Below are 14,108 nucleotides of genomic sequence, written 5' to 3' on the forward strand. Positions count from 1 at the left end.
AAGTGAAGGCCGGCTGGGGGTTTCAGTGAACGATGACGCCGCGGATGATCGTGCCGTCGCGCATGTCCTGGTAGCCCTCGTTGATCTGGTCCAATGTGTACTTCTTCGTGATCAGCTCATCGAGCTTGAGCTGACCGTTGTCGTAGAGGCGCAGCAGTTTGACGATGTCGTACTGCGGGTTGCTGGAGCCGAACTGCGAGCCCCGGATCACCTTCTCGTTGCGGACCAGCAGCGCGCTGGGGATCTGGATGGTGACCTTCTCCGGATGGGACTGCCCGGTGATCACGAGCGTGCCCGTCTTGCCGGTGATGTCGAAAGCGTTCCGCACGACCTCCTCGTCGACGACACCGACCGTCACGATGGCCTGGTCGGCACCCTGACCCCAGGTCAGTTCGTTCACCTTCGCCGCGGCCTCGGCCGGGTCCGCGAAGGCATGCGTCGCCCCGAGTTTCAGCGCGGTCTCCCGTTTGAACTCGACGGGATCCACGGCCACCACGAACTTCGCGCCGGCATACGCGGACGCCTGGATCGCGTTGATCCCGATCCCGCCGATGCCGTAGACCACCACGGTGTCACCGACTCGCACGCCGCCGGTGTTGATGGCGCTGCCCCAGCCCGTGGGCACGGCGCACCCCACGATCGCGGCCACTTCGAGCGGAAGCCAGTCGTCGACCTTCACCACCGAATGCTGCGAGAGCGTAGCCCGTTCGGAAAACGCGCCGATCATGGAAAGGCTGCCGTAATCGCGGCCCTCGCCGTGATACCGGAAAGTCCCGTCGGCGAACTCGCCCTTCATCAGGTGGGCGCCGAGGTCGCACAGGTTCTGGTGGCCCGTAGCGCAGTAGCGGCACGTCCCGCAGCTCGGGATGAAGCTGCAGACGACATGGTCACCGGGCGCGAGCCGGGTCACGCCGGGCCCCACGGACTCGATGATCCCCGCGCCCTCGTGCCCGGCGACGATCGGGAACCGCGGCACGATGTCGCCGTCGATCAGGTGCAGATCGGAATGGCACAGTCCCGATGCGACGAACTTGACGTGCACCTCGCCCACGCGGGGTTCGTCGACGTCGAGTTCACGGATTTCGAAGGCCTTGCCGCCTTCCTCGACGACCGCGGCTCTGGTTTTCATCCCGCTCCTTCCGTTTCCCCTGGCTTCCACTCCGCGAGCACCCCGGCCAGGGCCCGCGTGCCCGGCGGAGGCGACGACGGTTCCCGCGCCGGTGTGCCGGACAGCCGGGGTGCCGGCGACGGATGCAGCACCCCGTCCACCACGCGATACAGCTCGCGTTGCGCGTTGTGCGGATGTTCCGCGGCCTCGTCGAACGTCAGCACCGGCGTGACACAGGCGTCGGTGCCCGCGTAGACGGCGGCCCATTCATCGCGGGTGCGCGCGGCGAACGCCTTGGCGATCAATTCGCGCAAGCGCGGCCAGCTCGCCCGGTCGTTCTGCTCGGGCCAGGCGCTCGCGTCGACGCCGAGCCTCGAAACGAACTCCGCGTAGAAGTCGGGCTCCAGCGCGCCGACTGCCACATAACGGCCGTCCGCGCACCGGTACGTGTCGTAGAAGGGGGCTCCGGAGTCAAGGAAGTTGGTGCCGGGGTCGTCGCTGTGCCGTCCCGCCGCGCGGAGCCCCTGGATCTTGGCGGTCAGCAGGGCCACCCCGTCGACCATCGCGGCGTCGACGACCTGCCCGCAGCCCGACGACCGGGCCTCCAGCACCGCGCACACGATGCCGAACGCCGCCACCATCCCGCCGCCCGCGTAGTCGCCGAGGAGGTTCAACGGCGGGCGCGGTGGTTCACCTGCTCTGGCCATCGCGTGCAGAGCGCCACTCTGTGCCACGTAATTGATGTCGTGACCCGCGTGCTGCGCGAGCGGCCCGCTTTGGCCGTAACCGGTGAGCCTGGCGTACACGAGCCGAGGATTGCGCCGGCGTAGCTCCGCGGGCCCTAAGCCGAGACGCTCGGCGACGCCGGGCCGATAGCCTTCGATGAAGACGTCCGCTGCCTCGGCGAGGCGCAGCACCGATTCGACGCCCGCCGGGTCCTTCAGATCGGCCTCGACGGACACGACCCCCCGGTTGGCGAGATCGTGCTCGGGCCCCATGCCTTCGGTCTGGCTCAACGCGCGCGCCCGCCGCTTCGGCGGCCGGACCACGCGGACGACTTCGGCCCCCATGTCCGCCAGCACCATCCCGGTGAACGGGGTGGGTCCCATCCCGGCGAGCGCGACGACCCGGACACCGGCGAGCGGGCCGGAATTGTGCACTGGCATAGCCTTTTCCCTCACCTCGGGCCCGGGTCAGACGCCGATCGCGTCGGCCAGTTCGAGGACACCCTCGGCGGTCCTGGCATGGGCGAGGTCGATGTGCATCCCCTCGAAATCCACGGCCCCATGGCCTTCCGCGGCCGCCTTGTGGAAGGCCTCGACCATCCGGCGGTAGAAGGCGACGGTCTCGGGCGAGGGGGTGAAGATCTCGTTCGACGGCCCGACGTGCGAAGGGTGGATGCACATCATGCCGCGGAAACCGAGGCGCCTGCTGTCCTCGGCGAACCGGCGGAATCCCGCCAAGTCCGTCAGGTCCTGCCACACGCCGGTAAGCGGGTGGTGCAGGCCGGAAGCGCGCGCCGCCAGGATGATCCGGCTGCGCACGTACAGCGACTCGAGTCCCTCCACGGTGAACTCGAAACCGAGGGAACGCCCCACATCGGCGTTCGGCCCAGTGCCACCGAGCAGACTGGCGATCCGCGGGCTCGCGGCGGCGATCTCCTCGCAGCGCGCCATCGATTCCGCGGTCTCGTACGTGATGATCAGGCCGACGCTGCCCGGCGCGAGTCCTTCCCGCTCCTCGATGTGGGACACGATCGCGTCGATCCGCACGACCTCCTCCGCCGAGAACACCTTCGGCAGGACAAGGCCGGCGAGACCGGCGGTAACCACGGACTCGACGTCGGCGCCGAACAGCGCGCTGTCGAAACTGTTGGGCCGCACCCACAAATCGGCACGCGTGTCCTCGCCGCCGAGCCTGCCGATGGTCTCCCGGACCAGGTTCCGGGCCTCCGCCTTCTGCGCGGCGGGCACCGCGTCCTCCAGGTCCAGGATCAACGCGTCGGCGCCCGCGGCCACCCCCTTTTCAGCCCAGGACGACTTGTGGCCGGGAACGAACAGCATCGATCGGTACGGCTTCAACGGACCCGCTCTCCTCTATTACGCATGGCCCGTGCTTCGTCCCGGACGCCGCCGGTGGTTCACGCGGCGCCCGGGATCGGGGGTCAGTAGGACTTCGGCAGGCCGAGCACCTTGGTCGAGATGTAGTTCATGACCATTTGCTGCGAGATCGGGGCGATCTTCAGCAGCCGGGACTCACGCCAGAACCGCTCGATGTGGTACTCCTTCGCGAACGAGTACCCGCCGAACGTCTGCATCGCCCGGTCGCAGGCCTCGAACCCGGCCTCCCCGCCGAGGAACTTCGCGGTGTTGGCCTCGGGGCCGCACGGCTGCCGGGCGTCGAACAGCCCCGCCGCCTTCATCGCCACCATTTCCGCCGCTTCGAGGCGCATCCACGAGTCGGCGAGCGGGTGCGCGATGCCCTGGTTCTTGCCGATGGGCCGGTCGAACACCACGCGCTCGTTGGCGTATTTGACCGCCATGTCGAGCGCCGTGCGGCCGAGCCCGATCATCTCCATCGCGACCACGATGCGTTCGGGGTTGAGCCCGTCCAGCAGGTAGGTGAACCCGCGGTCGACCTCGCCGACGACCTCGTCGTCCCGCACTTCGAGGTTGTCGATGAACAGCTCGTTGGAGTCCACCGCCGAGCGCGCCATCTTCTCGATCTCGCGCACCGTGATCCGCTCGCGGTTCAGGTCCGTGAAGAACAACGTCATGCCGCGCATGGGATTGGCGTCGTCGCGCGGGGAGGTCCTGGCGAGCAGGAGGATCTTCTTGGCGTTCTGGGCGTTGGTGATCCACACCTTCTGCCCGTTGATGACCCACCCACCGTCCGTCTTCTTCGCGCGCGTGGTGATCCGCGAGGTGTCCACGCCCGCGCCAGGCTCGGTGACGCCGAAGGCCATCAGGGATTCACCCGCGGCGAGCTTGGGCAGGAACTTGCGCTTCATCTCCTCCGAACCGTGCCGCAGCACCGGCCCCGGCGGGAAGATGTAGAAGTGGATGGCGGACGCGCCGGCCGCGCCGCCCGAAGCGGCGACCTCGTGCAGCATGACCGCAGCCTCGGTGAGGCCCAGCCCCAGGCCGCCGTATTCCTCGGGGATCATCACGCCGAGCCAGCCGCCGTCGGCGAACGCCTTGACGAACTCCCAGGGGTATTCGCCCTTCTTGTCCTTGTCCCGCCAGTAGTCGAGGTCGAACTTCCGAGCGAGTTCCCTGGTCGTCTTGCGAATGAGCTCGAGGTCGTCCGCGTTGGGGGTACTCATGACTTGTCTCCTGGATTTCTCGTGGATCGGTGGACGCCTCAGCTCGCCGCGGCTGCCTTTTCGGCGGGGAGCTTCAGCATCAGCCCGGCACGACGGCAGTCGCAGACGATCTCGTCGCGCTGGTTGATCGCCTGGTGGCGGAAGAAGACGATGCCCGAGTCGTCCCGGCTCTTGGACAGGCGTTTGCCGATGACTTCGGTCCGCACCCGGATGGTGTCCCCGTGGAACACCGGCTTGGGGAACTTGACCTCTTCGAAGCCCAGGTTGCCCAGCGTCGTGCCGTGCGTGGTGTCCTGCATGCAGATGCCGCCCACCAGGCCGAGGATGAACAGGCTGTTCACCAGCCGCTGCCCGTAGATGGTGCCCTTCGAGTACTCCGCGTCCAGGTGCAGCGGCGCGAGGTTCAGCGTCATGTTGCTGAACAACATGTTGTCCGCCTCGGTCACGGTGCGGCGCGTGGCATGTTCGAAGACGGCACCCTCTTCGAACTCTTCAAAGTACAGCCCAGGCATGGGTTCCTCCTGCTTTGCCGAGCGAATCCTCGTGGGGGCCTTGCGGTCTCCAGGCGACGAGAGATTGCTGTTCCGATGTGTCACCGGCGGCGCGTTGGGGCCACTGGGACGCCCTGACGGGGCGCCCGCCGGCGACCAAGCTTCTCTTCCTACCGACCGGCTGAGCATACTTCATATATAATGTTCTCACAAGCTCGCCGATCAAACTCGCCTCACCAGCGGTTTCCCCTGGCCCCCATCGAGGAGATGCGGCCAGGTGGCGATCCGGAGGCCGGGCGCGCGCGAGACTGAAGAACACCGGAACCGCATCATATATCGTGCTTTGAACACTGTTTCAGCGCGAGACCGGCACAGCGGGTCCGCCGGATGCCGATCACGACAAGAACCCTCGCCGGGATCGACCCGCCGTCTCCCACGCGCCCGGCCCCAGTCAAGCCAGCGCGCCAAATCCGACCTTTCATCGGACAGAGCATTCAAGGACGTTCTTTCCGATACGGCACTACGGTCGGTCGCAAAACCCCACTCCGCCGGACCTTCCACGAGCGGTGTACAAAAACCATACTTCATATATAATACTGAGAATTCCGTCGCGCACTGACATTTCCCGCTCATCGTCGAACCGAGGAGGCTGTCCGCATGACGATCGGCTACGTGGGTCTGGGCGCTATGGGCGGTGCACTGGCCGCCAGGCTGCTCCGGAAACACCCGCTACTGGTGCACGACAAGGACCGTGACACGACCGCCCACTTCGAAGAGCTCGGTGCCGTCGTCGCACGGAGCGCGGCCGAAGTCGCGAGCGGGTGCGACACGATCTTCCTCTGCCTGCCGACTTCGGACCACGTCCGCTCGGTCGTATTCGGCCGGGACGGACTGCTCGGCTCGGCGCGGCCGGGCACGACGATCATCGACCAGACGACCGGGGACCCGCACGCCACCCGGGAAATGGCCGAAGAGCTCGCCCGCCATGAGGTGACTCTCGTGGACGCGCCGGTCAGCGGGGGCAGGGCAGGGGCGGCCGCGGGCACGATCGCGATCATGATCGGCGCGAGCGCGACGGGGTTCGCGCGGGTCCGGCCCGTGCTCGGCGCGATCAGCCCGAACGTCTTCCACGCCGGGCCGGTCGGCGCCGGGCACACCATCAAACTCGTCAACAACCTCCTGTCCGGAGCGCAGCGGTTTCTCGCCTTCGAGGGCGTGGCGCTCGCGGCCAAGAACGGCATCGACCCCCGCACGGCCGTGGAGATCCTGCAGGCGAGCGGGGGCCGTAACGCCTACCTGGAGCGGGTCATGATCCCGCAGGTCGTCGAGGGCAGGCTCGACATCGGCTTCACCCTCGGCCTGGCGCACAAGGATGTCCGGCTCGCGTGCGAGCTCGGCGGGGACTCGGGTGTCCCCACGCCCTACGGCGATCTGACGCTGTCGCTGCTGCAGAACGCTCTGGACGAGAACGGCGCCGGCGCGCAGGTCGACACCGCCGCGCGGATCGTCGACCGGCTGGCCGGTACGCGGGTCGTGCCCTCTTGAACACCGGAAAAGGAGAAAACGCATGCTGATCGTGGTCAGGCAGGGAGCAAACGCCTGCTCGGCGCGCTCGGAAGGGCCCTACACCGGCGAACTGTGGCGCGACCTGCTGCACCAGGACGAGCAGGGAAACGCCTTCGGGAACGTCTTCTTCACCCCGTGCGGGCGAACCTACTGGCACAGCCACCCAGGCGGCCAGCTCCTCGTGGTGCAGCACGGCGAAGGGCTCATCGGAGACGAACAGGAGACCATCCGGATTGCCGCGGGCGATCTCGTGTGGACTCCGGCCGGTACCCGCCATTGGCACGGCGCCACCTCGGCGCGCACGATGATGCACCTGGCCATCACCTTCGGCGGGGTGGACTGGCAGGAGGAGCTGTCGGACGAGGAATACGCGGAAGCCGAAGCGCGCGCGCGGCCGTCATAGCCCGCGACCGGAGACCAGCGCAACGGACACCACCAGAGAGTGCGAGACCAGCAATGACCGAAAAACCCCTGGCCGGAATCCGAGTTCTCGAAATCGGCGGGTACATCTCCCTCCCCTACGCGACCGCGCTGCTGTGCAGCCTCGGGGCCGAGGTCGTCAAGGTGGAGAAGCCCGGCACCGGCGAGGACTTCCGGCGCCAGATGGACGACAAGAGCCCGTACTTCGTCCAGTTCAACACCGGGAAACGCAGTCTCGCGGTCGATCTCAAGAACCCCGTCGGCGTGGAGTTCGTGAAGTCCCTCGTACCGCACTTCGACGTAGTCCTCGAGAACCTCCGGCCGGGCAAGACGGCCGCGCTCGGCCTCGGCCCGGAGGTCTGCCGGGCGTTGAAGCCGGATCTCGTCTACGGCTCCGTTTCCGGCTTCGGCAGCGGCGGGCCCCTCGAACAGCGCCCGGCCTACGACTCCATCGGCCAGTCCTACGGCGGCCTGTATTCGCTGCTGTCCGACGCCGGGTCGAACCAGCTGGCCGGGGGCGCGTCGGCCGATCTGGTCACGGCCCTGTGCACCGTCACGGGTGTGCTGGCGGCGCTCTGCGGGCGGGCCGCCACAGGGCGCGGGAGCCACGTGGAAACGTCGATGATGGAATCGATCAGCGCCCTCACCATCGACGCCATCACCCTGTACTGCGACTCCGGGGTCACCCCCACCCGCCAGAGCCGGCATCCGCAAGGACAGGTCTTCTGTCTCAAGACCTCCTCCGGCGTCTACGTCACAGTGCACCTCTCGTCCTCCCAGAAGTTCTTCGAGGCGCTCTGCGAAGCGGTCGGCAGGCCGGACCTGGCGACCGACCCGCGCTTCGCCCGGTACAACGCCCGGCAGGAGCACTACTTCGAGCTCGTCGGCATCCTCGAAACCGAGTTCGTCAAGGAACCCGCGGAGTATTGGGAAGCCCGGCTCACCGAGTACGACGTCCCGTTCGCGCCGGTGCTGAGCATCGCGGAGTACGTGAACCACCCGCAGACCGAATGGCTCGACCTCATCGCCAAGGACCGCGAGGACACGGTCCTGGTCCGGCCGCCCTGGAAGTTCGACGGCGAACGGCCGCACCGCGTCCCCGACGCGCCCCGGGTCGGCGAGGACACCCGCGATCTCGCCGAGGAGGTCCTGGACGCCGACCGGATCGAGCACCTGCTCGAGACCGGCGTCCTGTACAGCGACAAATAAGCGACGGAAGAGGGGCGGGCCACGTGGCCCGCCCCTCTTGTGCACTGTGGACAGTCAGGCGACGCTGACGAATCCCATGAGCTTGCCGACGTCGTCCAGCCGTTCCAGATTGAGCAGCGCGTCGACGGCGTCCTCGGCTTGTTGCGGCGAAAGGACTTCCGCGGCGTTGACGCGGAACTTTTCGGCCAGTTCCTCGGTGGTCATGTACGTCTCCGGCTCCGGGGAGGGCGTGCCCTTGGGGTAGCGGCGTTCGGCGGCGAAGGTCGTTCCGCGCGCATCGACCTCGATCCGCGTCGGCCGGCTACGGGGGTCGCGGTTGAGTGCCGAGATCGCGTCGGGATGCCCCTGGAAGGTGACCTTCTCCATCAGGCCCAGCACCTGCTCGCTGTGCACGACCTCAGGGGACTGCCAGGCAGGCCCCGGCCGGATGCGCTGCGCGGCCACGGCCAAGCCGTGGTCGATGCTGAACTGGCCGTCGTGGATCTGCTCGATCCGGTCGTTCAGCCACACCGGCAGCTGGACCCAGCCCTCGCCCCAGGCACGGATGCCCTCGATCTCCCCTGGGCGGATGTCGTTGCTCTCCAGAATCTCGGTCAGCGCGTCGAACGGAGCGTGCATGACACGGCAGTGCGGGTACGGCTTGTGCGTGCTCTCCGCCGGGAACCGCCACGTGGAACCGAGTTCACCGACGAGGTTCTCCGGGGCCCACCGCCGCGCCCCGATGAACCGGCGGTAGCCGTACTCGGCGTCGTCCAGGATCAGCTGGTCGCCGGTGTGCCCGTATTCGGCCGAGAAGGAAGCAGTCAGCGCGGCCTGGACGATCGGGCCCGCCATCGTGTACTTGATGGTCGAGGTGGGCGCGTGCATCAGCCAGGAGCGGTGCGAGTTGACCGGCGAGATGCTGCCCGCGATCCCCAGCGCGTCGGCCACCGTTTCCCCCGGGAGGCCACGCACACTGCCCACCGCAGCGGTCGCGCCGAACACGGTGCTCGCGAAACCGAGCACGCCGGGAGTGTCGGCCTTCTCCCCGCTCGTGTCCCGGTGGTAGTCCATCGACTTGCCGAAGCGGTAGGACATCTCGTGCGCCACCGCGGTCGCGGTGATGAGCTCGCGGCCTGCCGTATGTCCTTCTTCGGCGACCGCGAGCGCGCCCGGGATGACGTAGGGCGCGACGTGGCCCGGTGGCAGGATCGCGTCGAAATCCAGCGCGTTGATGAGCTCGCCGTTCGCGAAGGCGGCACCGAACACCGACGCGCGCCTGCCACGCCCGATGATCGTCGCGGAACCGCCCTCCCCCATCAGGTGCGCCAGGCGGCCGCCGATAGCGCCTTTCGGAGCACTGACTCCCCCGAGTGCGCAGCCGATCGAGTCGAGCAGGATGCGTTTGGTCTCTTCGACGACTTCGGGTGGCAGGTCTTCGAACCGCGCGCCACTGGCGAAATCGGCCAGGACCCGCACCACGGTGTCACTCAAGGTAACTCCTACGTAAAATATATTGTGTTCTGAACACTACTCTCGCGAGCGGGGGTCCTCAAGGAAAGCCGGTTTCACAGGCGCCTGCGGAACTGCGTCGGATCCACGGCATTCGCTCCGTTGGCGAGCCCACTCGCGACGACGATGCCCAGCGTTCCCGTGCGATCGAAGACGAGGGCACTTCCGACAGCACGAGTCCCAGCTCACCCGCGGGCAACGGGCCAGCGACAGGGTGACGTCGGCGTTGATGAATTCGAGACCGGTCTCGTCCCCGTTGCCAGGTCGCTGCGCGGGCGGCCGTGGCACGAGGATCAGGCGAACCGGTCCACCCGGCGCCGTCGCTGTAGTACTTTGGTCGTGGACGGTGCGAACGCGGCCGCCCGTGCCGCCCCACTGACTGTTGGCGGCCGGGTGGGGAACCAGCGATTCCTGTCCTGGCGCGAAGAACGCGCTCTGCTCAGCGCTGGTCCGGGTCATTCCAGTCCATGCTCTCGTTCGCCCTGTCCTTCAACGAGAAGGTGCAGACCGCGGCGAGGGCGCACAGCACGCCCAGTACCACTCCGAAGGTCGTTGTCCCGTAAGAGGAAATGATGACCGGTGCGAGCAGGGGCGCGAGCCCGCCGCCGAGCACGCCGGTGAGCTGGTACGAGAAACCCGCCGCCGTGTACCGGTACCTGGTGGGGAACTGCTCGGGGAGGAACGCGCCGACGGCTCCGTAGGCCAGTCCGGCGATCGCCATCGTCACACACAGAGCAGCCGCGTAGACGGGAAACGTGCCGAGGTTCAGGACGGGGAACAGCAGCACGCCCCAGACCACCCCCAGCACGTGCGCGCCCCCGATCACCCTCCGCCTCCCGGCACGGTCGGAGAGAAACGCGCTCAGCACGGTGAACGCCGCGTAGAAAAGCCCGGACAGCGCGCTCACGGCCAGCACCTGGTTGCGTGACAGCGCGAGGTGCTCGACGCCGTAGTTCGAGACGAACGACTGCGCGACGTAGACGAAGGTGATCGTGGTGAGCGGAACGCCGATCCCGCGCAGCATCGTCCACGACTGGTGTTTGAACGCCTCGAGCATCGGGACCCCGGTCTGGCCGCGCTGCTTGCTTTTCGCGAAGACCGGTGTCTCTTCCACCTTGAGCCTGATGTACAGCCCGACGATGACCAGGACAGCACCGGCGAGGAACGGCACGCGCCATCCCCAGGCGATGAAGGATTCCGGCGTCGAGAGGACACCGACGAGCAGCAGGATCGCCGGGGACAGCGCCGTCGGCAGGGAATGGCCCAGTTGCGGGAACATCGAATACAGGCCGCGTCGCTGCTGGGGCGCGTGCTCCGTGACGAACAGGACCGAGCCGGCCCACTCACCCCCGACCGCCAGGCCCTGCACCGCACGCAGGACCACGATGAGGATGGGCGCGGCCACCCCGATGGTGTTCGCGGACGGGATGAGCCCCATCAGTGTCGTGCCGATCCCCATCCCGAGGATGGCCCAGATCAGCGTCCTTTTCCGGCCGAGCCGGTCACCGAAATGCCCGAACAGGAGCGCGCCGATCGGCCGGGCGACGAACGCGACACCGAGCGTGGCCAGGGAGGCGATCGTCCCGGCCGCGCCGCCCAAGGAGGGGAAGAACACCTTGGGAAACACCAGAGCGGCGGCCACGCTGTACAGCACGAAGTCATAGCCGTCGATCAATGTCCCGATGAGACTCGCGAAGGCGATGCGGCGGAACGACCGTCCGCCCGCGCCATGGGCCGCGGGATCTTCCCGCGCCGGGTCCACCTGCCGGGTGGAACCGCCGTTTTCCGAGATCGGCATTGAACTCAGATCCTGTCTCTCGACTTTGAGCCGCCCGGAAGAACGCGGGCGGGAGGGCCAGGCTGCCCGGGACGGCCGTCGCCGACCGGAACCCCGAAAACCAAGCTTAATATATAATACTGAAGATTGCAGTCAAGGCCCGTGGCCCGACCGTCCCCGCGGGCGAAGAGACCGAACCGGATACTGGAGTGCTAGTGAGCGACAACCCGAACCCGGACCGGCTGCCCGTCGCGGTGATCGTGGGCGCGACGTCCAAATGGCAGGCCAAAGGCAGGAACACGGTCTTCATCCACGGCCACGACCTCGACGAAAGCGCCCTGCCCGCGATGACCCGGTGGGGACTCGGCGGCGCGCTGGCCCAGACGTTCGCCTCGTCCGGCCATTTGGTGGTACTCACCAGCCGCCATCCCGACAACACCAAGGAATTGTCGGACGCGATCGCCGAAGCGGGCGGGAGTTCGCTCGCGGTGCAGCTCGACGTCGGTTCGCCGGAGTCGGTGTCGCAAGCGTTCGCCACCATCCGCGAACAGGCCGGCGATCCGGAGGTGCTGATCTACAACGCCGGCTACATGGCTGGCCGCGAACTGCCGCCGGAGCAGGAACTGCTCGAACACTTCCCCGACGAACTCTTCGACATCGCGCTCGCGACCGCGTGCAAGGGGCCGTTCCTGGTCGCCAAGCAGGTCCTGCCCGCGATGCGCGAGCGAGGCCACGGCTCGGTTTTCTTCTCCAACAACCAGTATTCGCTCCGCGGCAGGCGCCGCGCGACCGGCGAATCGCTCTACTACCCCAGGACGATGATGCGGGCACTGGCCCAGGCGCTCACCGAAGAGTATTCACCGCTCGGCGTGCACGTCGCGAACGTGGTCGTAGACGGCTTCATCGACTCCCCCGGAACCCGGGCCCTTGACCAGTTCGCCCAGCACCCCGAGCTGCTGATCGACCCCGGAGCCATCGCGGACGCCTTCCACTACCTGCACCGCCAGGACCGTTCGTGCTGGACGCACGAACTGCAGCTCACCCCCGCCGCCGCGATCCCGAACCACTGAGACGTCAGGAGTTCGTGCCCGGCCTGCCACCCCGCGCCAGGCCGGGCACGCGCCACGTGTCGGGACAGGCCAGATAGGCCGCCAGCACGAACGACCGCACCAGCTCGAACTCCTCAGGGCTGGTGTCCCGAAGGCCGCGCAAGTGTTCTCGCACATGGAGAAGCGGAACGGCGCCGAGGGCCGTTTCCACCGCCCGCGGCTCCGCCGAGCGCGCCAGGGCCGCTGCCACCGCATCCGTACCGGGCGTGCCCACGTCGAGGTCCGGCAACACCACGGCCCCGACCCTCGCCAGCGCGGCGTTCAACATCGCCAGCCGGGGCATTACGTGGTCCACCTCATCGCCGTCTCCCTACTCGGCAGGCGGGTTCTCCGCCACAGCGTCGTTGTAGATATATTATCCATCTTATATCGTCAGTCGGACACTGACACGCAGCTGAAGGGGGCCCGGTTCGATGGCCATGAGCGACAAGGTCGGCGAGGAGGACTTCGCGCAGATCCTCGCCCAGGTGAGGCGTTTCGTCCGGGAGGACGTGGTGCCGCGGGAGAACGAGATCATGGCGGCGGATCGGATGCCGGACGACCTGCGGGCCGCCGCCGCCGGGATGGGGCTGTTCGGGTACGCGATCCCCGGCGAGTGGGGAGGGCTGGGACTGGACCTGCGTCAGGACGTCGAGCTCGCGATGGAGTTCGGCTACACCACCCTGGCGCTGCGCTCGATGTTCGGCACCAACAACGGAATCGCCGGCCAGGTGCTGGTGAACTTCGGTACCGACGAGCAGAAGAAGCAGTGGCTCGAACGCATCGCCTCGGGCGAGGTGGTGGCCTCCTTCGCACTCACCGAGCCCGGTGCCGGATCGAGCCCGGCCGGACTACGCACCCGCGCCCGCCGGGACGGCGACGAGTGGGTGCTCGACGGGCAGAAGCGGTTCATCACCAACGCCCCGGTCGCGGACCTGTTCATCGCGTTCGCGCGCACCAGGGAGCCCGCGGGTAAGGACCCGGGGATCGCGGTGTTCCTCGTGCCGGCCGACACTCCGGGTGTCAGCGTCGGCCCGAAGGACGCGAAAATGGGCCAGGAAGGCGCCTGGACCGCCGACGTCCACTTCGACTCGGTACGCGTTCCGGCCGCCGCGCTCGTGGGCGGCTCCGAAGAAGTCGGCTACCGCGCGGCGATGACCTCACTGGCCCGAGGCCGGGTGCACATCGCCGCGCTGGCCGTCGGCTCGGCCCAGCGCGCGCTCGACGAGTCCGTCGCGTACGCCGCTGCCAACACTCAAGCCGGGGTCCCGGTCGGGAACCACCAGCTCGTCCAGGCCATGCTCGCCGACCAGTACACCGGCGTGGCCGCGGGGCGCGCGCTCGTCCGCGACGCGGCCATCGCCTACGACAGCGGCGCCGACCGCCGGGTCGCGCCCTCCGCCGCGAAGCTGTACTGCACCGAAATGGCGGGCCGGGTCGCCGATCTGGCGGTCCAGATCCACGGCGGCACCGGCTACATGCGCGAAGTCCCCGTCGAACGCATCTACCGCGAAGTCCGCCTCCTCCGCCTGTACGAGGGCACCAGTGAAATCCAGCGCCTCATCATCGGCGGCTCGCTGGTCAAGTCCTCCACGGCCGCAGGCCGCTGAGCACGAATACGAAAAGGACTGAA

General features: G+C 67.8%; 13 protein-coding genes. 5 read left to right on the forward strand and 8 right to left on the reverse strand.

The annotated features are described in order from the left end of the window. Positions 1 to 22: 22 nt before the first annotated feature. The 5 genes from FPZ12_RS09490 to FPZ12_RS09510 form a co-directional block, all read right to left on the reverse strand. Entirely contained in the window at positions 23 to 1,129 is a 1,107-nt protein-coding gene (locus tag FPZ12_RS09490) for an NDMA-dependent alcohol dehydrogenase (RefSeq protein ID WP_144757011.1), read from the reverse strand. Beyond that, entirely contained in the window at positions 1,126 to 2,274 is a 1,149-nt protein-coding gene (locus FPZ12_RS09495) for a CaiB/BaiF CoA transferase family protein (RefSeq protein WP_144757009.1), read from the reverse strand. Before FPZ12_RS09495 ends, FPZ12_RS09490 begins: the two co-directional genes overlap by 4 nt. Before the next feature lie 27 nt (positions 2,275 to 2,301). Beyond that, positions 2,302 to 3,189: an HpcH/HpaI aldolase/citrate lyase family protein gene (locus FPZ12_RS09500; protein ID WP_144757007.1), complete on the reverse strand. Its 888-nt coding sequence runs from the start codon at positions 3,187 to 3,189 to the stop codon at positions 2,302 to 2,304. Positions 3,190 to 3,272: 83 nt separating this feature from the next. Then, the gene (locus tag FPZ12_RS09505; RefSeq protein WP_144757005.1) at positions 3,273 to 4,433 is read right to left on the reverse strand and encodes an acyl-CoA dehydrogenase family protein; all 1,161 of its coding nucleotides are present in this window, start codon (positions 4,431 to 4,433) and stop codon (positions 3,273 to 3,275) included. A 38-nt stretch (positions 4,434 to 4,471) separates the two neighbouring features. Further along, complete coding sequence (locus FPZ12_RS09510; protein WP_144757003.1) at positions 4,472 to 4,945, reverse strand: MaoC family dehydratase; 474 nt, start codon at positions 4,943 to 4,945, stop codon at positions 4,472 to 4,474. Positions 4,946 to 5,539: 594 nt separating this feature from the next. Here FPZ12_RS09510 and FPZ12_RS09515 point away from each other — a divergent pair. The 3 genes from FPZ12_RS09515 to FPZ12_RS09525 are packed head-to-tail and all read left to right on the forward strand — an operon-like array spanning position 5,540 to position 8,119. After that, on the forward strand, positions 5,540 to 6,469 hold the full coding sequence (locus FPZ12_RS09515; RefSeq protein ID WP_341771211.1) for an NAD(P)-dependent oxidoreductase: 930 nt from the start codon (positions 5,540 to 5,542) through the stop codon (positions 6,467 to 6,469). A 22-nt stretch (positions 6,470 to 6,491) separates the two neighbouring features. Then, positions 6,492 to 6,893 carry a cupin domain-containing protein gene (locus FPZ12_RS09520; RefSeq protein WP_144756999.1) on the forward strand — a complete coding sequence of 134 codons (402 nt, stop codon included), beginning with the start codon at positions 6,492 to 6,494 and terminating at the stop codon, positions 6,891 to 6,893. Between the two features lie 53 nt (positions 6,894 to 6,946). Continuing rightward, entirely contained in the window at positions 6,947 to 8,119 is a 1,173-nt protein-coding gene (locus tag FPZ12_RS09525; protein ID WP_144756997.1) for a CaiB/BaiF CoA transferase family protein, read from the forward strand. Between the two features lie 54 nt (positions 8,120 to 8,173). On the opposite strand, the gene FPZ12_RS09530 is transcribed toward FPZ12_RS09525, so the two are convergent. Both FPZ12_RS09530 and FPZ12_RS09535 read right to left on the reverse strand, forming a co-directional pair. Further along, a complete protein-coding gene (locus FPZ12_RS09530; protein ID WP_144756995.1) occupies positions 8,174 to 9,592 on the reverse strand; it encodes an MmgE/PrpD family protein in 1,419 nt (472 codons plus the stop codon). A gap of 457 nt (positions 9,593 to 10,049) precedes the next feature. After that, the gene (locus FPZ12_RS09535) at positions 10,050 to 11,408 is read right to left on the reverse strand and encodes an MFS transporter (protein ID WP_150980251.1); all 1,359 of its coding nucleotides are present in this window, start codon (positions 11,406 to 11,408) and stop codon (positions 10,050 to 10,052) included. Between the two features lie 194 nt (positions 11,409 to 11,602). On the opposite strand from FPZ12_RS09535, the gene FPZ12_RS09540 reads away from it, so the two are divergent. Further along, positions 11,603 to 12,457: an SDR family oxidoreductase gene (locus tag FPZ12_RS09540; RefSeq protein WP_144750825.1), complete on the forward strand. Its 855-nt coding sequence runs from the start codon at positions 11,603 to 11,605 to the stop codon at positions 12,455 to 12,457. 4 nt (positions 12,458 to 12,461) lie between these two features. Here FPZ12_RS09540 and FPZ12_RS09545 read toward each other — a convergent pair whose 3' ends face one another. Continuing rightward, the gene (locus FPZ12_RS09545; RefSeq protein ID WP_144750823.1) at positions 12,462 to 12,791 is read right to left on the reverse strand and encodes a hypothetical protein; all 330 of its coding nucleotides are present in this window, start codon (positions 12,789 to 12,791) and stop codon (positions 12,462 to 12,464) included. 118 nt (positions 12,792 to 12,909) lie between these two features. On the opposite strand from FPZ12_RS09545, the gene FPZ12_RS09550 reads away from it, so the two are divergent. Further along, a complete protein-coding gene (locus FPZ12_RS09550) occupies positions 12,910 to 14,085 on the forward strand; it encodes an acyl-CoA dehydrogenase family protein (protein WP_144750821.1) in 1,176 nt (391 codons plus the stop codon). Positions 14,086 to 14,108 lie beyond the last annotated feature (23 nt).

This window comes from Amycolatopsis acidicola, from assembly GCF_007713735.2.
Classification (GTDB): Bacteria; Actinomycetota; Actinomycetes; order Mycobacteriales; family Pseudonocardiaceae; genus Amycolatopsis_E; species Amycolatopsis_E acidicola.